The sequence below is a fragment of the Pararhizobium antarcticum genome, assembly GCF_001885585.1.
Lineage (GTDB): Bacteria > Pseudomonadota > Alphaproteobacteria > Rhizobiales > Rhizobiaceae > Pararhizobium > Pararhizobium antarcticum.
The window spans coordinates 18,938-40,067 of sequence record NZ_LSRP01000100.1; the positions used below are offsets into that span (position 1 = coordinate 18,938).

General features: G+C 61.9%; 17 protein-coding genes. 10 read left to right on the top strand and 7 right to left on the bottom strand.

Annotation, left to right across the window (positions count from 1 at the left end; translation table 11 throughout):
• Positions 1–46: 46 nt before the first annotated feature.
• From AX760_RS17335 to AX760_RS17350, 4 genes are read right to left on the bottom strand one after another with little or no spacing between them, the layout of a single operon-like run.
• A complete protein-coding gene (locus tag AX760_RS17335) occupies positions 47–439 on the bottom strand; it encodes a cytidine deaminase (protein WP_071834242.1) in 393 nt (130 codons plus the stop codon).
• Positions 440–442: 3 nt separating this feature from the next.
• Positions 443–1,414, bottom strand: coding sequence for an ABC transporter permease (locus AX760_RS17340; protein WP_071834243.1), 972 nt, complete (start codon positions 1,412–1,414; stop codon positions 443–445).
• Between the two features lie 3 nt (positions 1,415–1,417).
• Positions 1,418–2,548: an ABC transporter permease gene (locus tag AX760_RS17345; RefSeq protein WP_071834244.1), complete on the bottom strand. Its 1,131-nt coding sequence runs from the start codon at positions 2,546–2,548 to the stop codon at positions 1,418–1,420.
• Positions 2,545–4,080, bottom strand: coding sequence for an ABC transporter ATP-binding protein (locus tag AX760_RS17350; RefSeq protein ID WP_071834245.1), 1,536 nt, complete (start codon positions 4,078–4,080; stop codon positions 2,545–2,547). The genes AX760_RS17345 and AX760_RS17350 overlap by 4 nt, the downstream gene beginning before the upstream one ends.
• 340 nt (positions 4,081–4,420) lie before the next feature.
• Here AX760_RS17350 and AX760_RS17355 point away from each other — a divergent pair, with 340 nt between their 5' ends.
• The 9 genes from AX760_RS17355 to AX760_RS17395 all read left to right on the top strand — a co-directional run bounded on the left by AX760_RS17355 (position 4,421) and on the right by AX760_RS17395 (position 16,247).
• A complete protein-coding gene (locus tag AX760_RS17355) occupies positions 4,421–7,351 on the top strand; it encodes an aminotransferase (RefSeq protein WP_071834246.1) in 2,931 nt (976 codons plus the stop codon).
• 88 nt (positions 7,352–7,439) lie between these two features.
• Positions 7,440–9,113, top strand: coding sequence for an amidohydrolase (locus tag AX760_RS17360; protein WP_071834247.1), 1,674 nt, complete (start codon positions 7,440–7,442; stop codon positions 9,111–9,113).
• 113 nt (positions 9,114–9,226) lie between these two features.
• The gene (locus AX760_RS17365) at positions 9,227–10,327 is read left to right on the top strand and encodes an ABC transporter ATP-binding protein (protein ID WP_071834248.1); all 1,101 of its coding nucleotides are present in this window, start codon (positions 9,227–9,229) and stop codon (positions 10,325–10,327) included.
• Position 10,328: 1 nt separating this feature from the next.
• Entirely contained in the window at positions 10,329–11,249 is a 921-nt protein-coding gene (locus tag AX760_RS17370; RefSeq protein ID WP_071834249.1) for an ABC transporter permease, read from the top strand.
• Complete coding sequence (locus AX760_RS17375) at positions 11,242–12,042, top strand: ABC transporter permease (protein ID WP_071834250.1); 801 nt, start codon at positions 11,242–11,244, stop codon at positions 12,040–12,042. The genes AX760_RS17370 and AX760_RS17375 overlap by 8 nt, the downstream gene beginning before the upstream one ends.
• A gap of 23 nt (positions 12,043–12,065) precedes the next feature.
• Entirely contained in the window at positions 12,066–13,100 is a 1,035-nt protein-coding gene (locus AX760_RS17380) for an ABC transporter substrate-binding protein (protein WP_071834251.1), read from the top strand.
• Positions 13,101–13,190: 90 nt separating this feature from the next.
• On the top strand, positions 13,191–14,225 hold the full coding sequence (locus AX760_RS17385) for a histone deacetylase family protein (RefSeq protein ID WP_071834252.1): 1,035 nt from the start codon (positions 13,191–13,193) through the stop codon (positions 14,223–14,225).
• The gene (aguB, locus tag AX760_RS17390) at positions 14,225–15,100 is read left to right on the top strand and encodes an N-carbamoylputrescine amidase (protein WP_071834253.1); all 876 of its coding nucleotides are present in this window, start codon (positions 14,225–14,227) and stop codon (positions 15,098–15,100) included. Before AX760_RS17385 ends, aguB begins: the two co-directional genes overlap by 1 nt.
• Before the next feature lies 1 nt (position 15,101).
• Entirely contained in the window at positions 15,102–16,247 is a 1,146-nt protein-coding gene (locus AX760_RS17395; RefSeq protein WP_071834254.1) for a serine hydrolase domain-containing protein, read from the top strand.
• Positions 16,248–16,273: 26 nt separating this feature from the next.
• Here AX760_RS17395 and AX760_RS17400 read toward each other — a convergent pair whose 3' ends face one another.
• Positions 16,274–17,095, bottom strand: a complete 822-nt coding sequence (locus tag AX760_RS17400) for a tetratricopeptide repeat protein (protein WP_071834255.1) — start codon at positions 17,093–17,095, stop codon at positions 16,274–16,276.
• Positions 17,096–17,234: 139 nt separating this feature from the next.
• On the opposite strand from AX760_RS17400, the gene AX760_RS17405 reads away from it, so the two are divergent.
• Positions 17,235–18,626, top strand: a complete 1,392-nt coding sequence (locus tag AX760_RS17405) for a leucyl aminopeptidase family protein (RefSeq protein ID WP_071834256.1) — start codon at positions 17,235–17,237, stop codon at positions 18,624–18,626.
• A 126-nt stretch (positions 18,627–18,752) separates the two neighbouring features.
• Here AX760_RS17405 and dnaA read toward each other — a convergent pair whose 3' ends face one another.
• Together dnaA and AX760_RS27470 are read right to left on the bottom strand one after the other, a co-directional pair.
• On the bottom strand, positions 18,753–20,204 hold the full coding sequence (gene dnaA, locus AX760_RS17410) for a chromosomal replication initiator protein DnaA (RefSeq protein ID WP_342587504.1): 1,452 nt from the start codon (positions 20,202–20,204) through the stop codon (positions 18,753–18,755).
• Positions 20,205–20,916: 712 nt separating this feature from the next.
• Positions 20,917–21,130: hypothetical protein (locus tag AX760_RS27470; protein WP_210187379.1), on the bottom strand; the 214-nt coding region annotated here is incomplete at its 5' end.

The window sequence follows — 21,130 nt, forward strand, 5'->3', positions numbered from 1 at the left end:
ACGGCTGCGCCGCGTAGCGCGCCTCTCCATAGCGGATTCTTTTGCTTTACCCCAGCATTTCCGTTTCAAAGCTGTGTGGCAGGAGATCCGAAAGAGCAAGGGTCTTCTTCACGCCGGTTTCGTCGCACAGATAGATCCGCGTGCTGGCACCGGAAAATTCGGCCAGACGCTGGCGGCAGCCGCCGCAGGGCGGACAGAGCGCAAGCTTTTCTGCGATGACCGCAACTTCCATGATTTTGTACTGTCCGGCCATGACCATGTGGCTGATGGCCGTGGTTTCGGCACACCAGCCCTCGGGAAAGGACAGGTTCTCGATATTGGCGCCGGTATAGATCTTTCCGTCCTCCGCACGGATGGCCGCCCCGACCGGAAATTTGGAATAGGGCGCATGCGCTTTCGCCATGGCGTCACGCGCCGCTTCGAAAAGATCGTTTGCCATGGTCTAGCGTTCCTTCACATAGGGGATGCCACCCGCCTTGGGCGGAATGGCCTTGCCGATAAAGCCGGCAAGCAGGATGACAGTCAGGATATAGGGCAGGGCTTGCATCAGCTGGACGGGAACCTGGCCGATCAGCGGCAGCGGATTGCCCTGCAGCCGGATGGCGAAGGCATCGAGGAAACCGAACAGCAGGCAGGCCAGCATGATGTTGAGTGGCCGCCATTTGGCAAAGATCAGCGCGGCCAGCGCGATATAGCCCTTGCCCGCCGTCATGCCCTTGACGAAGCCGGCATTCATGGCCAACGACAGATAGGCGCCGGCAAAGCCGCACAGAATGCCGCAGCAAATGACGGCCTTGTAGCGCATCCAGATCACAGAGATCCCGGCGGTGTCGACGGCACCGGGGTTTTCGCCGACCGCACGCAGACGCAGACCGAACCGGGTTCGGTAGAGGATCCACCAGCTGATCGGCACCATGGCGAAGGCGAGATAGGTCAGGAGAAAGTGGCCGGACAGAAGATCGGCATAGATTGGACCGATGATCGGTACGCCGCGCAGTTCCTCGGCAAATGGAAAGGTGATCGTCTGGAAGCGTGCGTCGCCGGAAAGCGCCGGCGTGCGACCGCCCTGCCGGAACCAGGCCTCGCCCAGAATGACAGTCGATCCCGCAACGATGAAATTGATGGCCACGCCGGACACGATCTGGCTGCCGCGCTGGGTGATCGATGCAAAGCCGTGCACGAGCGACAGAAGCACGGAGATCAGCACCGCAGCCAGCAGTCCGGCCCCGACCGAGCCGGTCACGGCAGCAACCGCACCGGCTGCGAAGGCGGCGCCCAGCATCTTGCCTTCAAGGCCGATGTCGAACACGCCGGCCCGCTCGGTGAAGAGACCGGCAAGCGCTGCGAAGATCAGCGGCACAGAGACGCGGATCGTCGATTCCAGAAGTGCCATGAGGGTTTGGAAGAAATCCATGGTTCAGGCTCCCTTCTGGGCCGCAACGGGGAAACGCTGCCCGAAGCTGGCAAATCCCCGGCCGATCGCCGGCCGGAACATGTTTTCAAGCGCGCCGGCAAACAGGATGACGAGACCCTGGATGATGACGATCATGTCGCGCGAGATCGCCGGCATTTCGAAGGCGATTTCCGCGCCCCCCTGGTAGAGCATGCCGAACAGGATCGCCGCCGGGATGATGCCGGCCGGATGCGAGCGGCCCATCAGCGCCACCGCAATGCCGACGAAACCGGCGCCCTGCACGAAATCCAGCTGCATGCGAAACTGTTCGCCCATGATCGGATTGAGCGCCATCATCCCGGCGAGACCGCCGGAGATCATCATGACGACGATGATGATGCGCGTTTCGCTGATGCCGGCATAACGCGCTGCCGACGGACTGTGGCCCATGGTGCGCATCTCGTAGCCGAGCTTGGTGCGCCAGATCAGAACCCAGACGCCAAACGCGGCGATCAGCGCCAGAAGAAAGGAAATGTTGAACGGCGCATTGCCGATGTCGAGGCCGAAGATCGCCAGCAGCCAGTCGAGCTTCGGCAATTGCCCGCCCTCGGCAAAGGTCCGGGTCTGCGGCGCCATCGAGCCCAGAGGCTTCAAGACGCGGGTCAGCAGATAGACCATCAGGCTCGAGGCGATGAAGTTGAACATGATCGTGGTGATGACGATGTGGCTGCCGCGCTTGGCCTGCAGCCAGCCGGGCAGGAAGGCCCAGAGCGCGCCGAACAGGATGGAGCCGAACATGGCGATCGGGAAGACGATGTACCAGGGCATCGTCTGGTCGAGCCAGAGGCAGGCAAGCGCCACCCCGATGCCACCGATATAGGCCTGGCCTTCACTGCCGATGTTGAACAGGCCGGCATGGAAGGCGACGGCGACCGACAGGCCGGTAAAGATGAAGGTTGTCGCATAGTAGAGCGTGAAGCCGATATATTCGCCGCGACCGAAGGCGCCGTTGATCATGTGATAGGCGGCATCCAGCGGGTTTTCACCCACCAGCAGGACGACAAGGCCGGCAACCATGAAGGCGACCACGAGGTTGATCAGCGGTATCAGGCCGTATTCGGCCCAGCCCGGCAGTTTTGCGTAGGGATTGCTCATTCTGCCGCCTCCTTGCGATCTTCGACACCGGCCATCAGCAGGCCGAGTTCTCCTTCGGTCGCATCCGGCGCGCGTTCGCCGACGATACGCCCGGCAAACATCACAAGAATACGGTCGGACAAAGCGCGGATTTCGTCGAGTTCGACCGAGACGAGCAGCACGGCCTTGCCCTGGTCGCGCATTTCAATGATGCGCTTGTGGATGAATTCGATGGCGCCGACATCGACGCCGCGGGTCGGCTGGCCGATGATCAGTACATCAGGACCGCGCTCCATCTCGCGCGCCAGCACGATCTTCTGCTGGTTGCCCCCGGAAAAATTCGCGGTTCTCAGTCTCGGGTTCGGCGGTCGTATGTCGTATTTCTTGATCTTTTCCTCGGCATCGGCGCGGATCGCGTCCATGTTGAGGAAGACGCCGTTCAGATAGCGCTTGTCATGGTGGTAGCCGAGGATCGAATTTTCGCTCTCCTCGAACTTCAGCACGAGTCCGACATGGTGACGGTCTTCCGGCACATGGGCGAGACCCCGGTCGCGCAGGTCGCGCGGATCGGCATTGCCGGTCATGTCGATCGGCGTGCCGTTGAGGTCGACGCTTCCGGACACAGCCTTGCGGATGCCCGAGATCGTCTCCAGCAGTTCCGACTGGCCATTGCCGGCCACGCCGGCAATTCCGACGATTTCGCCGGCGCGGATGTCGAAGGAGACATTGTCGACCATGGTCACGCCGCGCCCGTCGCGCACCGTCAGGTTCTTGACCGAGAATTTCACCGCCCCCGGATTGGCTTCGCCCTTGTCGACGCGCAGCAGCACCCGACGTCCGACCATGAGTTCGGCCAGTTCCTCGACCGAGGTCTCCCCCGTCGGCCGCGTCGCCACCATCTCGCCGCGACGCATGACGGAGACCTCGTCGGTGATCGCCATGATCTCGCGCAGCTTGTGGGTGATGAGGATGATGGTCTTTCCCTGGTCCTTCAACTGCCCGAGAATGCGAAACAGATGATCGGCTTCGGCGGGCGTCAGAACCCCCGTCGGCTCGTCAAGAATGAGGATATCGGCCTTGCGGTACAGCGCTTTCAGGATTTCGACGCGCTGCTGCAGGCCGACAGGCAGTTCTTCGATCAGCGCATCCGGATCGACCTCGAGCGCATATTCCCTTTCCAGCCGCTTCAGCTCGACCCGCGCCTTGGCAATGCTGGTGTTGAGGATCTGGCTGTCTTCGGCGCCCAGCATGACGTTTTCGAGCACGGTGAAGTTCTCGACCAGCATGAAATGCTGGTGCACCATGCCGATGCCGCTGGCAATCGCCGCGTTCGGGTCCTTGATCGTCACTGTCTTGCCGTCGACGACAATCTCGCCTTTGTCGGCCTGGTAGAAGCCGTAAAGGATCGACATCAGGGTCGATTTTCCGGCACCGTTTTCGCCGATAATGCCGTGGATCGTTCCCTTGCGAACGGTCAGGTTGATGTTCCTGTTGGCGTGAACAAGGCCAAAGCTCTTGTCTATGCCCCTCAGTTCGATGGCAATATCGCTCATAACGGCCCTGTTATCCCCTGTTGGCCCTGGTTCGGCGGCTCGATTGAAGCCGCAGTCCGGGAGTCCATTTTTTTACCAATTGGTATAACTTTAGCATCGAATTTTGAAGGCGGAAGCCCCAAAATCGCATGCCCACACTCTTCCAAGACCTCAGTCTTCCCGGATCGCCTCGGAGAGTCCAGAGGCTTTCTAAATCGTGACTTTGCAAGATGCTATTGGCTTATGCGCCATTCTTTTTGCGTCCGCGCGCCAGCAACGGGATTTGCCTGCTCCAGGCGGGGTCTTCCTTTGTCCCTGCCGGCCGGTTTAAAGTCGCCCCGAACAAGTTGAGGAGCAAGACATGCCGGATGACGCGCTGCTGCGCCGGACAGAACTGTCGCGACCGGACGTGACGGCGCAGGATGCTGCCGACATCCTGATCGGCTGGTACGGGCTGAGCGGACCGATCATCGAGCTTGGCAGCCAGCAGGATCGCAACTACCGCATCGAGGCGGCGGAAGGCCGCTTCGTGCTCAAGATCTGCCGGGCCGACTATGCGACCATCGAACTTGAAGCGCAGAACGCCGCGATGCGCCACATTGCCGGCAAGGTCGACGTGCCGCGCGTGCCCTCCGTCATTCCCGGCCTGCGCGGCGAGGACATCCTGTTCCTCGATATTGGCGGAGATCCCTACCAGATCCGCCTGCTGGATTATCTCGACGGCGAACCGCTGACCCGCCGCAAGCATCTGGCGGTGGAGACGGTCGAAGGGCTTGGTCGTGCCACCGGAAAGCTGGCGCTGGCTCTTGCCGATTTCGAGCATCCGGGCCTCGAGCGCGACCTGCAATGGGACCTGCGCCGCGCCGGCCCTGTCGGCCTGCATTTGCTGCAGCCCATGATCGATCGCATGCTCCAGCGTCGGCTCGCCGAGGCGCTGGCCGGTGCGGTCCGGCGCATCAACCGGCTGGGGCCGGATCTGCGGCTACAGGCGATCCATCACGACGTCACCGACGACAATGTCGTGGCGCGCGCGGACCGGGACGGACATCTCGTTCCCGATGGTGTCATCGATTTCGGCGATATCCTGAAAGGCTGGCTTGTCGCCGATCTCGCCGTCACCTGTGCCTCGCTTTTGCATCATGCCGATGGCGATCCCTTCTTCATCCTGCCGGCCATACGCGCCTTCCACGCCGTGTATCCGCTCAACCATGCCGAACTACAGGCACTATGGCCGCTGATCGTGGCGCGGGCGACGATCCTCGTCGCCAGCAGCGAACAGCAACTGGCCATCGATCCCGACAATGCCTATGTCATCGGCAATATCGAGCATGAGCGGGCGATTTTCGAATGCGCCGTCTCGGTGCCGTTTGCGCTGATGCAGGCGGCGATCTTGCAGGCAGGCGCAACACCGGACGCGGATCTTCCATTGTCCGGCATGGGCCGCCTGCTACCGGAGATCAATCCCGACAGTGTCCATCTGCTCGATCTCGGAACGCTCAGCCAGGATCTGCCGCAGGACAACTTCTCCGCGCCCGAGGTTGAACAGGCGTTGCTGGTGGAGGCTGCCGGGCGTTCCGGTGCAGCCGCCACGCGCTATGGCGAGTACCGGCTCACCCGAACACGAACCCTTTCCGCCAACGCGCCTGATACTTTTGCCCTGCACGTCACGCTTGACCTTGAAACGGGAACGCGGGTCGTCGCGCCCTTCGCCGGGGTGTTGGAGATTAGAGACGCAAGGACCATGCTGCGTGGCATCGACGGGCTGACGCTGCATCTTTTCGGCCTGGACCATGATCCCGACGGTCAGGACACGCTCGCCGCCGGCGACGGGATCGGCATGGTTGCCGAAGTGGCCGGCGGACGCGGTGTCCTGACCGTCCAGCTCTGCCGCGAGCCGGGCCTTCTGCCGCCGCTGTTTTCGAAGCCCGCCCATGCTGCGGCCTGGGCCGCCCTTTGCCCGTCGCCGTCCGCCTTGCTGGCCATCGATTGCGATGCGCCCAAACCGCCAAGCGCCGATCTTCTGTCGCGCCGGCAGCGCCATTTCGCGCGCCCGCAGAAGAACTATTACGATACGCCACCGCAGATCGAGCGGGGCTGGAAGGAGCACCTCTTCGACGTCGAGGGTCGCGCCTATCTCGACATGGTCAACAACGTTTCGATCCTCGGCCACGGCCATCCGCGCCTGAGCGAAAATATTGCGCGGCAATGGTCATTGCTGAACACCAATTCGCGCTTTCACTACGCCTCTGTCGCGCAATTCTCGGAGCGGCTGGCAGGCCTTGCGCCGGAGGGGCTGGATACCGTTTTCCTCGTCAACAGCGGTTCGGAGGCCAATGACCTGGCGCTGAGGCTGGCCTGGGCGACAAGCGGCGCCCGCAACATGCTCTGCCTTCTGGAAGCGTATCACGGCTGGTCCGTGGCAAGCGACGCCGTATCGACCTCGATCGCCGACAATCCGCAGGCGCTGACGACGCGACCGCCCTGGGTTCACCCGGTCGTGTCTCCCAATACCTATCGCGGCCAGTTTCGCGGTCCGGGTTCGACCGACGACTATGTGGCCAGCATCCTGCCGGCCCTCGACACGCTTGATAGATCGGGCGAAGGGCTGGCGGGTTTCATCTGCGAATGCGTCTATGGCAATGCCGGCGGCATTCCCTTGCCGCCGGGTTACCTGCAGGCCGTCTATGCGATGGTGCGGGCGCGGGGCGGTGTCTGCATCGCCGACGAGGTGCAGGTCGGCTATGGCCGGCTCGGACATTATTTCTGGGGTTTCGAGGAGCAGGGCGTCGTGCCCGACATCATCACGGTCGCCAAGGGCATGGGCAATGGCCACCCGCTCGGCGCGGTCATCACAACGCGGGCCATCGCCGATGCGCTGGAAAAGGAGGGGTACTTCTTCTCCTCGTCCGGCGGCAGCCCGGTTTCATCTGTGGTCGGCATGACGGTGCTCGACGTTCTCAGCGACGAAAATCTGCAGGAGAATGCCCGGCGTGTCGGCGCACATTTGAAGATGCGGCTGGAAGCGCTGGGGCTGCGGTTTCCGATCGTTGGCGCGGTGCATGGCATGGGCCTCTATCTCGGCCTTGAATTCGTCCGCGACCGCCAGACACTGGCGCCGGCAACACAGGAAACGGCCGCGATCTGTAATCGGCTTCTGCAGCTTGGCGTGATCATGCAGCCGACCGGCGATTATCTGAATGTCCTGAAGATCAAGCCGCCGCTCTGCCTTTCGCACAAAAGTGCCGACTTCTTTGCGGATATGCTGGCACGCGTGCTGGAGGAGGGCTGGTAGCTGCCGGGCGGCCAGATGTCCGGGCTTGCGCGGACCATGGCGCCGATGGTTAAGTCCAGGCAGTCACTTTGCAAATCGAAAGATCGCCATGCCCCGTCCCGCAGACCTGATCATCGTCAATGCCCGTGTGCTGACGCTGGATGATGACAATCGAACCGCCGAAGCCATCGCAGTGGCGGGCGACAGGATCGTCGCGGTGGGAACGCGCAGCGTGGTCGAGGCGCTGGCCGGCGCGCAGACGCAGGTGATCGATGCCCACGGCGGCTCGGTTCTGCCGGGCTTCTCCGAAAACCACATGCACCTGTTTTCCGGCTCGGCCGAACTCGATCATCTCCAGCTTGCCGGTGTGCAGGGGATCCCGGCCCTGACGGAGGCTGTATTGGCCTATGCGAAGGGACGGGGCGACCAGCCGGTGCTGTTTGCGCAAGGGGCGGACTACACCATCCTTGGCGATACCGAGCGCCTCACCCGCCACCATCTCGATGCCATTCTGCCCGATCAGCCCCTGGTTCTTTTCGCGCCGGATCACCATACGGCCTGGGCCAATACCCGGGCGCTCGAACTGGTCGACATGCTCCACGGTGCCGAGATGGGGCCGGGCAACGAGGTGGTGATGGGTGAAGACGGCCGGGCAACAGGCGAGTTGCGCGAAATGGAAGCGTTCAGCCCGCTGCAGGCCGCCGGCGGTTTCGAGCGCTACCGGCTGGGGCTGGCGACCGGGGGCGAACCCGATCCCTATCCGAACGCCGCCGAATGGGGCCAAGATATTGCCGTCATGCGCCGCGGGCTGGATTATTGTACCCGCCACGGCATCACCACGATCCAGAACATGGACGGCAATCTCTACCAGCTGGAACTGCTGGAAGCGATCGAGAAGGAAGATGGCACACTGCCCTGCCGGGTGATGATTCCGTTCCATTTCAAGAATTTCATGGGCCTCGACATGCTGGAAAAGGCCTCCTCGATGGCGGCGCGCTTCAACAGCGACTGGTTGTCCTGCAGCGTGGTCAAGGTCTTCTATGATGGCGTGCTCGACAGCTGGACGGCGGTGATGGTCGAGCCCTATGCCGACCGGCCGGACGATTGCGGCGAGGGCCTGTTCACGCCCGACACGTTTCGCGACGTTGCCATCGAGGCCGACCGGCGCGGCTTGCAGATCGCCGTGCACGCGATCGGCGACGGCGCGGTGCGCGCGGTGCTGGACGGCTACGAGGCGGCGCGCACCGCCAATGGCGTCCGCGACAGCCGGCACCGCATCGAGCATATCGAGGTTGTGCATGCCGACGATATCCCGCGCTTTGCAGCGCTTGGGGTGATTGCATCGATGCAGCCGCCGCATCCGCCGGGCAGCATGGGTGTGCCGCTGGAGCCGACGGTCTCGCGCATCGGGCCGGATCGCTGGCCCCTCAGCTATGCCTGGCGGACCTTGAAGGATGCCGGTGCGCGCGTCTGCTTTGCCTCCGACTGGCCGGTGTCACCGATCGACCCGATCGCCGGCATCCAGACGGCGGTGATCCGCAAGCCCTGGGCGCCGAAGGTTCCGGACCAGAGCTTTTCGCTGATGGAGGCGCTGGCCGCCTATACGGTGGAGGGCGCCTATGCCGAGTTCCGCGAGGACCGCAAGGGCAGGATCAAGCCGGGCTATCTCGCCGATCTCGTCATCCTGAGTGCCGACATCGAGGCTGTCGCGATAGAGGCGCTGGATAAAGTTCGACCGGTCACGACGGTCTGCGGCGGGCGCATCAGTTTTTCCTCTCGATAAATATTTTTGCTTGGAAAAGCGTTAAGGGTTGTCAATGACGGGGCGCTGTGGTCACCTGTGGCAAAGCCGAAAAGGCAGGAACAGCAGCTGAAATCAGGGTAAGTGTACCGCATATGGCGGATTTGAACGCTGTCGAGATACGCAACGTTTCCAAGATATTCGGGTTCGGCGAGTTTGCCTTCGCCGCCGTTAACGACACATCGGTCGCCATCCGGCAGAACGAGTTTTTCACGCTGCTCGGCCCGTCCGGGTGCGGCAAGACCACGCTCCTGCGGCTGATCGCCGGCTTCGAGTTCCCGACATCAGGCGAGATCCTTCTGAACGGCGAGAACATTGCCGCGATGCCGCCGTTCAAGCGTCCGGTGAACACGGTCTTCCAGAGTTACGCCCTGTTTCCGCACATGACGGTCGCGGAAAACATCGGCTTCGGCCTTCAGATGCTCGGTCGGCCGAAAGCGGAAATCCAGGCGCGCGTCGCCGAGATGTTGAAGCTGGTGCGCATGGAAGAACTGCGCGGCCGGCGCACGAGCCAGATTTCTGGCGGCCAGCAGCAGCGCGTGGCGCTCGCCCGCGCGCTCGCCCCGCAGCCGAAGGTTCTGCTGCTCGACGAGCCCTTGTCGGCGCTTGACTACAAGCTGCGCAAGGACATGCAGATCGAGCTGAAACGGCTGCAGGCCGAAACCGGCATCACCTTCATCTTCGTGACGCATGATCAGGAGGAGGCATTGACCATGTCGGACCGGGTTGCGGTCATGTCGGCCGGGCGCATCCTTCAGGTGGGCAGTCCGCGCGAGATCTACGATGCGCCGACCGATCGTTTCGTTGCCGATTTCATCGGCGAGACCAATTTCCTGAAGGGCCGCGTCGTGTCGACGGAAAACGGCATCGCCGAGGTCGATACCGGGGTTGCCGGCCACATTGCCGCTGCCCTGCCGACGGGATTTTCACCTGATGGCGAGGTCACCGTGGTGCTTCGCCCCGAGCACGCCATGCTCTGCCCGCCCGATGCCATGGGCGAATGCCAGATGACAGGTACGCTGGAAAATGTCGTCTATTTCGGAACCGATACCCACTATCACGTCGTGCTTTCCGATGGCGTGACGCCGTTTACGCTGCGTGAGCAGAACAAGCCGATGCAGGCCGCGCGGTTTGCGCAAGGCGACAGGGTCGGCATTTCGGTCGAAGCCAATGCCGCCCGCGTCCTGAGGAACTGAGATGAGCGAGGCGGCAGAGGTCATCGAGGCGGAAGCAAGGCGGGACGTCCGCAATCGCTGGCTGCTCTCGATGCCGGCGCTGCTGATCATCCTGCTCGCCGCCGCGGGTCCGCTGCTGATCGTTGTCGTCTATTCCTTCCTGACGCCCGGTCCCTATGGCGACGTCCAGTGGCAACCGACACTCTCGGGCTGGGTCAACGTCTTTCTCGAGCGCGACATCTTCGACGAGACGCTGTCACTTGCCGATGCGCATGTCTCGATTTTCATGCGCTCGGTCTGGCTGTCGCTGGTGACGACGGTGCTGACGCTGCTGGTCGGCTTTCCCACGGCCTATTTCATCGCGACACGACCGGACAATTCGCGCGAATTATGGCTGTTCCTGATCACCATTCCGTTCTGGACGAACCTGTTGATCCGGACGTTCGCGATCCTGCAGATCATCCGCAATGAAGGCCTGATCAACACCATCATGATCAAGCTCGGCCTGTTTGCGAGCCCCGTGCAGATGCTGTTCACCGATGGCGCCATCCTCACGGGCATGGTCTATGTCTATCTGCCGCTGATGGTCCTGCCGCTCTATGCCAGCATGGAAAAACTCGATTTCCGGCTGCTCGAGGCGGGCTACGATCTCTACGCGACGCCATTCCAGGTGCTGCGCCGGATCATCGTGCCGCTGGTAAAGCCCGGCATCATTGCCGGCTCCATCCTTGTCTTCATCCCGGCGCTCGGCGCTTACGTCACGCCCAGCATCCTCGGCGGCGGCAAGAACCTGATGCTCGGCAATCTGATCGAACTGCAATTCGGCCAGGGCCGCAACTGGCCGCTGGGGGCCGCACTGTCGATCACGCTGATGCTGATCGTCATGGTGGCGCTGCTCTTCTACGTCCGCAATGCCAAGGGGGCGGGGGGCCGGCATGGCTAGACAGTTCTCCGTCCGCCGCCAGACAGGCTTCACCGCGATCGCGATGATGTGCTTTTTCGCGCTCTACCTGCCGATCGCTGTGCTGGTGGTCTATGCCTTCAATGCCGGCACCTCGCTGAATACATGGGAAGGTTTCTCGCTCCAGTGGTTCGTCAAGGCGTTCGAAAACCAGCAGGTCATAGAGGCTTCGATCCGCTCGCTGCAGATCGCCGTGGTCGCAGCACTGGTTGCAACCGCTGCGGCAACCATGGCGGCGCTGGCCACCACCCGCACGGAACCCTATCGCGGCCTGACGCTGAAGTATGCCTTCATCAACCAGCCGCTGATGATCCCGGAGATCGTCACGGCTGTCGCACTTTTGATCTTCTTTTCGCGCATCAAGGTCTGGACCGGATATTCCGGCCTCGGTTACCTGATCGCGGCGCACACCGCCTTCTGCATCCCCTTCGCCTATCTGCCGATCCGGGCGCGTCTGGAAAACATGGACCTGACGCTGGAGCGCGCTGCCGCCGATCTCTATGCCACCCCTTGGAAAACCTTCCGATACGTCACATTGCCGCTGCTCTGGCCGGGCATTCTGGCCGGGCTGATGCTCGCCTTCGTCATCTCGCTCGATGACGTCGTCATCACCGAATTCGTCAAGTCGGCCGGGCAGGATACCTTGCCCACCTATATGCTCGGCCAGCTGCGCCGGGCGATCACGCCCGAAATGAATGCGATCTCGACGCTGTTTCTGCTCCTGTCGATCTGCATCGTGACGGTCTTCTTCTTCGTCAACAAGAAACGCATCTGAGAACGTAAAAAGGGAACAACACCATGAAACGGATAAAGACCACGCTGGCCCTCGCGGCCGCATTGCTCGCTTCGACGGGGCTCGCCCATGCCGAGGGCGTGCTCAACATCTACAACTGGGGCAACTATACCAGCCCGGAAATGATCAAGAAGTTCGAGGACCAGTACAAGGTCAAGGTGACGATCACCGACTATGATTCAAACGACACCGCGCTTGCCAAGGTCCGTCAGGGCGGCTCCGGGTTCGACATGGTCGTGCCCTCGCAGAACTACATCCCGATCTGGATTTCGGAAGGCCTGCTGCTCGAAACCGATCCGGGCAAGATGGAAAATTTCAAGAACATCGCCGACGTCTGGAAGGATCCCGAGTTCGATCCGGGTCGCAAATATACGGTTCCGTGGGCAATGGGCATCGTCGGCACGGTCGTCAACACCGATGTCTACAACGGTGACGTCAACACCTGGGGCATCATCTTCGATACGCCGGCTGAACTGAAGGGCAAGGTCAACGTCGTACCGGAAATGAACGACGTCATTGATGCTGCCGTGCTCTATAATGGCGGCACCAAGTGCACCGGCGACCTGACGATCCTGAAGAAGGTCCGTGACACGCTCGTCAAGGCAAAGCCCGACTGGGTGGCGATGGAATACGGCACGATCGAGAAAATGGGATCAGGCGACTTTTCTGCCTCCAGCGACTGGAACGGCTCGGCCTTTCGCCAGCGCCTTGCCAATCCGAAGATCAAGTTCGGCTACCCCAAGGAAGGCTTCGTCAACTGGAGCGATAATCTTGCCGTGCTGAAGGATGCGGCCAATGTCGAGAATGCCAAGCTGTTTCTGAACTTCATGATGGATCCGGAAAATGCCGGCATGAATTCCTCCTTCCATCGCTATGCAAACGGTATCGCCGGCTCGGAAGCCTTCATGCCTGCCGATATGAAGGATGCGCCGGAAATCAACATCCCCGCCGAATTCGCATCGAAGGGCGTGCCCTCGCAGACCTGCCCGCCTGAAGTCCAGGAGCTGTATACGAAGATCTGGACCGAGTTGCAGAAGTAGCATCCGTCCTGTCTTTACGCCCCGCGATCGTCGCGGGGCGTCTTCACTTGCCATGCCCGCGCCTGCCGTGCTCCTTTAACGGATAGACCCATGAAAACCGTTTTTTCTCCGCGTCATCTCGGCCATGCCGATCAGGTCGAGCTTGTCGCTGGTGCCATCGTGCCCGGCTTCGAATTGCCGTCGCGCGCCGAATATGTTGTCGACCGCATCAAGACGGTCGGGCTTGGGCCGGTGCTTCCGCCGGCCGTGCATGATCTTTCGACCGCCCACAAGGTGCATCGCAAGGACTATCTCGATTTCCTGCCGACGATCTGGGATCGCTGGACGGCGGAAGGGCGCTCCGGAACAGCGCTGCCCTTCACCTGGCCGACGCGCGGCCTGCGCGGCGATGCGCCGCCGGAATTCATCGACGGCCTGCTTGGTTATTATTCCTTCGATGCAGGCTGCGGCGTCGTCGAAGGCACATGGGATGCGATCAAATCCTCCCATGACGTGGCCCTGACGGCAGCGGGCCTGGTCCAGGCAGGCGACCGGGCGGCCTTTGCGCTCTGCCGGCCGCCCGGTCACCACGCCGGTGCCGGTTTCATGGGCGGCTATTGCTACATCAACAACGCTGCGGTCGCTGCGCAATGGTTCCGCGACAACGGCGCCAGACGCGTCTCGATCCTTGATGTCGATTATCACCACGGCAACGGCACCCAGGAAATCTTCTATTCCCGCGCCGATGTGCAGGTCATCAACCTGCATGCCGACCCCATGCAGGAATATCCGTATTTTCTCGGCCATGCCGACGAGCGCGGCGCGGGCGCGGGCGAGGGATACAATCTCAACTATCCCATGCGCTTCGGCACGAGCTGGGAAACCTGGAGCGCCTCGCTCGACGATGCCTGTGACAGGCTCCTTGCCTACCAGCCGGATGTCGTCGTCGTCTCGCTCGGCGTCGATACGTTCGAGAAGGACCCGATCAGCAAGTTCAAGCTGAAGACGGAGGATTTCCCGAAGATAGGCGCCCGCATCGCCAGGCTCGACCTGCCAACCCTGTTTGTGATGGAGGGCGGTTATGCCGTGGCCGAGATCGGCGTCAATGCCGCCGGCGTGCTCACGGGCTTCGAAGGGCGCAGCTGATGTCTTCCTCCTTCACGCTCGGCGTTGTGCAGTTTTCCTGTTCGGATGATCTCGCGGAAAACATCGCCACGGCATCGCGGCTGATAAGACAGGCGGCGGGTGAGGGCGCGAATATCGTGCTGGTGCAGGAACTGTTCGAGGGGCTGTATTTCTGCCAGGAACAGAACCCGGTGCATTTCGCCCGCGCCCATGCCCTGGCCGACCATCCGGTCGTCGCTGCGATGCGGGGTCTGGCCCAGGAGCTCGGCGTCGTCCTGCCGGTCTCGTTCTTCGAAAAGAAAAATCAGGCTTTCTACAACAGCCTTGCGATGATCGATGCCAATGGCGATGTGCTCGGTGTCTATCGCAAGTCCCATATTCCCGATGGTCCCGGCTACAACGAAAAATTCTACTTTCGGCCCGGCGACACCGGTTTCAAGGTCTGGAAGACGCAGGTCGGCACGATCGGTGTCGGCATCTGCTGGGATCAGTGGTTCCCGGAAACGGCCCGCGCCATGGCCTTGCTGGGCGCGGAGCTTCTGCTCTACCCCACGGCGATCGGCTCGGAGCCGGGCCGGCCGGATTTCGATTCTATGGAACACTGGCGCATGGTCATGCGCGGCCATGCTGCCGCCAACATGATGCCGGTCGCCGCTGCAAACCGTATCGGTGCAGAAACCATCGGTGACAGGACACAAACCTATTATGGCTCATCCTTCATCGCCGGCCCGGACGGCCTCCTTGTTGCCGATGCGCCGCGCATGGGAGAGACGGTTCTGCTCGCGACGTTCGACCGGCGTGAACTGGCCGACAACCGCGCCGCCTGGGGCGTGTTCCGCGACCGGCGGCCGGATCTCTACGGGATCCTGACGACGGCCGATGGCGGAGAGCATTGATATGGCAGAGGTTGTGTCCCGCAGCGACGTGACGCTCGGCAATTGGCGCACCGCGCCATTCTCGCGCTGGGCGTTCCAGAACGTCAGCGAAATCGTCCCCTCCGCCGTCATCCGCAGCAACCGGCTGTTCGAGGAGGCGGTGCTTGATCTCGGCCCGTTGGCCGGCCTGCCGGTCGCGGGCCTGGATGGTGCCGACCAGCCGCTCGAGGCCTTCCTCGAAGCCGGTGATACCGATGGCTTCGTGGTCATGCGGAAGGGCCGGCTCGTTGCCGAGTGGTATGCGGGCCATTGTGATCCGCTCTGCCCGCACATCATCTTTTCCGTCTCGAAATCGCTGACCGCGCTTCTGGCCGGCATATTGATCGGACAGAACAGGCTTTCCCTGTCCGAGCCGGTTGTTACCTATGTGCCGGAAACGCAAGGATCTGCCTATGCGGATGCGACCATGCAGCAGCTTCTCGACATGGAGATCAGTCTCGATTTCGAAGAGAATTACCTCGACCAGAACGGCGCCTTCAACCGCTATCGCCGCGCCACCGGCTGGACGCCGGACAATCCCGCCGATCCGGCGCCCGACCTGAAGACGTTTCTCTGCTCGATCCCGAAGGGCAAGGCCAGCCACGGCCTGCAGCATGCCTATCGCTCGCCAAATACCGATATGGCCGGCATCGTTCTCGAGCGTGCATCGGGGGTGCGGCTGCCGACGCTCCTGAGCGGTCTCCTCTGGCAACCCGTCGGCGCCAGTTCGGATGGCATGATCACGGTTGATCGCTGCGGGACGTCGCGTGCCGCTGGCGGCATGTCTGTGACCGCCCGCGATCTGGCCCGTGCCGGCGACCTTGTCCGGCGAAATGGCGGCGGCATCGTGCCGGCCGGCTTCATCGCTGACCTCTGGACGGGCGGGAACCGGGATGCCTGGATCAACGGAGATCAGGCGACGCTCTTTCCCGAGGGGCGCTATCGCAATTACTGGTATGCCAGTGGCAGGGGCGAGCTGGCGGCGATCGGCATCCACGGCCAGTGGATCTGGATCGACCCCGCCCATGAAACCGTCATCGTCAAATTGTCGTCGCAGCCGCTGCCGGTTGATGCAGCGCTCGATCAGGCCATCGTCGCCATGTTGCGACGGGTATCGGCTGAGACATGAGGCCTAAAGTTTGAAAGGCTTGCGCCTCAATTCGTGCCCTTGTCCTCGTCCTTGGCGAGCTTCTGCCAGGCGTTCTGCTGGGACAGCACCGAGCGCAGATATTTGACATTGGCCGCCGCCTGGTCGGGTGACAGTTCCTGCATGGCGATATCTTCGGCTTCCTGGAACCGGCCCTGGAGCCCGACGGCAAGCGCCAGGTTCTGGCGCACGCTGCTGTCGGCCGCCGGCTGGTTGGTGGCCGAGCGCAGATAGGTTTCGGCTGTCTTCAGGTCCTTTGCCAGGAGATAGGACATGCCGAGATTGGACAGCACCGAAGGTTCGTTGGGCTGCATGTCGAGTGCTTCGCGATAGCGCTGGCGGGCTTCCGGTGCACGACCGAGCTGGTCGAGAATTGCCCCTTCCGCCGATTTCAGTTTCCAGTCCGGGCGGTCCGGTGTCTGCGCGCGCCCGATGGTGGCCAGCGCCTGTTCGAGCTGTCCGGCGGCGGCCTGGGCCTTGCCATAGGCGGCCAGGACCTCGCGGTCTGACGGATGCACGATTGCCACCTGCTGCATGACGGCCAGGGCCTGGCCGTTGCGGCCGGTCATGCGCAGCATGTTGGCATAGTTCAGGCCGGCATTGCGGTCCCTAGGGTTCTTTTCATAGGCATTGCCGATGCTGTCGGCGGCGCGCGACAGTTCCGAGGCTGTCATCGATTGCACGGGCTTGTCGAATTTCGGAATGGAGCCGGTTGTCAGCTCCTTTTTCTGCGCCGCGCATCCGGCGAGCGATACCGCGACAAGCGCGATCGAAAGCCCTTGGAGGATGCGACCTGTTCGCGGATATGAAAATGTCTGTCTGGTGGCCATGGCCAGCGCCCCTCGAAGCAATGGTTCATGCACCGGACCCGATCCCAACGTTTCGGCGCAATCTTCATTTCAGCAATAATCTGTTAACCCTAACAGAGCGTTAATTGTGTGATTCTGCTCGCTTGTTCCAAGGACATCCATGGCCCCCTATCAGTATATCGCCCGCCCATCGCCGTTCAACACCGCCGCTGGCACGACCCTGCCGATCTTCGCGGTGACGCCGGCCCACATCGATCTCGGCGCCATCGACCCGATCGCGCTCGACTGGGCGCGCAAGGCCGGCTTCAAGGCTGAACCCGGGGCGGTGCTGCTGATTCCATCTTCGGATGGGCATCTGGGCGGCGCACTCCTTGGTCTGGGATCCAATCCGTCGCAGGCACCATTCCTCACAGGCAAGCTCGCCCGTGCGCTGCCGGCCGGCAAATGGCATATCGAGACTGCACCGCTGACGGCCAATCGCCTGGCGCTCGGCTATGGTCTCGGTTCCTATCGTTTCGATCGCTACAAGCCATCGAAGGTCGAGGCGCCGACCCTGATGATCCCGGCGGATGCAGATGCAAGCGACATCAAGCGTCAGCTTGCCGGGGTCTTTCTCGCCCGCGACCTGATCAATGTGCCGACCAATGATCTCGGACCGAACGCGTTGGAGGCGGCCTTCCGTGCGCTTGCCGAACACTACAAGGCCAGCGTCTCCGTGGTTTCAGGAGACGATCTCCTGACGCAGAATTTCCCGCTGATCCACACCGTCGGCCGCGCCAGCGCCGAGGCACCAAGGCTGCTGGAATTGCGCTGGGGCAAGAAGGGGCATCGCAAGGTGACCCTGGTCGGCAAGGGCGTCTGCTTCGACACCGGCGGGCTCGACATCAAGCCGGCAGCCTCGATGCTTCTGATGAAGAAGGATATGGGCGGTGCCGCCAATGTCATGGGCCTGGCGCTGATGATCATGGATGCAAAACTGAAGATCGACCTGCGTGTGCTGGTGCCCGTGGTCGAGAATTCCATTTCCGGCAATGCCTTCCGGCCGGGGGATATCTACCGCAGCCGCAAGGGCCTGACGGTGCAGATCGACAATACCGATGCCGAGGGGCGATTGATCCTCGCCGATGCGCTTGCCTATGCGGATGAAGAGGAGAGCGATCTCGTCGTCGACATGGCGACCCTGACGGGCGCAGCCCGCGTCGCGCTCGGACCGGACCTGCCGCCCTTCTTTACGGACGACGAGGATCTGGCGCGCGACCTGACGGAATCGGCCCTCGCGGTCGACGATCCGATGTGGCGCATGCCGCTCTATATGGGCTACGACAAGGACATTTCGACCCGGATTGCCGATCTGACCAACGCGCCCTCCGGTGGCATGGCGGGATCAATCACGGCAGCCTTGTTCCTCAAGCGCTTTGTCACCAATGCGAAGAGTTGGGTGCATTTCGATATTTTCGGCTGGGCCCAGTCCGAACGCCCGCATTCGCCTGTGGGTGGCGAGGCGCAGGCAATTCGCGCGCTCTATCACATGCTGGCGAAGGGCAGGAAATAGCAGGGGGCACCGGCTTGGCGCGCGGGTCTCTGCGGTGTATTCGGCTGGCAACCATCATTCCCGTGACAGGCACAGGAATGATGGAAAAGTCAGCGAGCATGGGTGAGCCGCAACCGGTCCGGTCTGCTATTCGTTGATCAGGCGCTTCAAAAGCTCGATCTCATGGCAGAGCTTGGTATCGCCGGTGATCAGATCCTCGATCTTGCGCACGGCGTGAAGAACCGTTGTATGATCGCGTCCGCCGAAGCGACGGCCGATTTCCGGAAAGGAGCGCGGCGTCAGGGTCTTGGCCAGATACATGGCAATCTGGCGCGGCTTGACGATGACCCGCGTGCGGCGGTTCGAGACAAGTTCCTGGCGCGAGACATTGTAATGCTTGGCGACGACGCGCTGGATGTCTTCGATGCGCACCCGGCGCGGTTCGCCGGCGTTGACCAGGTGCCCGAGCAATTCGTCGACCCGTTCGATCGACAGGTGCGGCTCGAACGAGCGGCGGAACAGCAGCTGGTTGAAGGCACCTTCAAGCTCGCGGCCGCTGGCGGTGATGCTGCGCGCAACATGGCTCAGAATGTCGGCCGAGATATCGAGGGACGCATCATCCAGACGCGCGGTTTCGAGGCGGCGCTTGAGAATCTCGAGACGCATCTCGTAGTCCGGACCGTCCATTTCGATGGCGACACCACCCTGAAGGCGCGAGCGCACCCGTGGATCGAGCGATTCCAGTTCCCAGGGGGCACGGTCTGCGGCAACGACGACCTGCTTGGCGCTGTCGAGCAGCATGTTGAGAAGATGGCAGAATTCGTGCTGGATCGACTTGCCCTGCAGGAACTGCATGTCGTCGATGACCAGGAGATCGATGTTGCGCAGCGTCTCCTTCAACGACAAGGCGTCATTGTCGCGGATCGCGGTGGCAAAGCGCCACATGAAATATTCAGCCGTCAGATAGACGACGCGCGGGGCGCGCGCACTCTGGATCGCGGCGGTGGCGACGGCCTGCAAAAGGTGGGTCTTGCCGAGGCCAACGCTCGAATGAATGAACAGCGGATTGAAGCGAACGGCGCCGGCGCCGGCTTCGGCGATGGTCTTGGCTGCGGCGAGCGCCACCCGGTTGGAGGAGCCCTCGACAAAGCTGTCGAATGTATAGCGGGCGTCGAGTGGCGAACCGAACAGCGGCCCGGCGACAGGGGCGGCCTTCTGGAAGCTGCTGAGCGCGGCTGTTGCATGATGGGCGACGGGCTGGGCCGAGCTGCGACGCGACTGCGCAGACGATGCGCTGTCGGAAATCATCGGCTGCACGGCGTCTTCCGTCGTCCCCGGACGGACACTGCGCGTGGCGGTCCGCACCAGGATCTCGACCTTCAGAACGTCAGCATCTTCCTGCTGCACCAGGCTGGTGATCAGGTCGAGGTAACGGTTGTTGATCCAGGACTTGAGGAAGGTCGTGGGGACGGACAGGCGGACGACGCTCTTGGAGGTCGAATGCAGCTTGAGACGGCCAAACCAGCTTGCGAAGACATCCGGGCCGACCTGTGCTTTCAGACGCGCGCTGACCCGCTCGAACAGTGCGTCCTGCCTCATCTCGATTTTTTCCCCCGTCGTTTCAGTCCGCTTGGACACGGCCTGAAATGTATTCTCCCCACTGCCGAATTCACCCGCCGCCTTGATCGTATTCATATGCATTCTGCCGCCTTCCAAAGTCATTCCGGGATGCCGGCATCGCTGCCGCCATCATTCCTTTATATCTGTCCTCCACGGCCTTTTTCCAAAGGTCATGCCGCAAAGGCCAGACGCTCGCCACGCCGACAAAGGTTCCTCATAAACCCTCTTCGCCATGTATCCGCATAACTTGCATCTGCGAGCCTTTGAAGGCAGCCGCCGATGCAATGTCCCCGCTATGCGTTTTCCAGTCATGATGCCGAAGCATCCGACAGGCCTGTCTCTTTCCCTCCCGATCCCCGAACCCTCGTGAAGAACGGCAACCAGGCATGCAGCGGGTGCGTCTCTGATGCACCCGCGTCTTGATCAAGACGCCGCCCTTTGCAGGGCAGCACCTCAATCCAATTCTACGACGCGGCAGAAGGTCCGTTGCAACCGGAAGACGTAGATCCGCAATCCGGTACGCGATAATCGCCCGGTTGAAATCTGCTTCCAATTGATGGAACGTGTGGAACCACCCCGTACAGACGGCAAGTGAAAATGTACTGCCCCTGAAGGCTGCCCTTTTCATCTTTTTCGCAGGTCTTGCCCGCGCCCTCTGTGGAAATCATTTAGGCAGGATCGTGACACAAGATCAATCACGAATTTTGTGGCTCCGGAGGGCCCGGGCGTTGACTCCCAACGCCCGTCCTGCATGGGCCTGAGGCTCCCGGATAAGAATCGCTTTTGAATCAAGGGCTTTGATTTTTGGCCCGAAGCTTAGCTGGCAAAAAGCACGAAAAATAAAAAATCGCTTGACTCGTATTGGCTCGATAAGCCTCCCGGCAAGAGTCTGCAAAGAGCGAGCA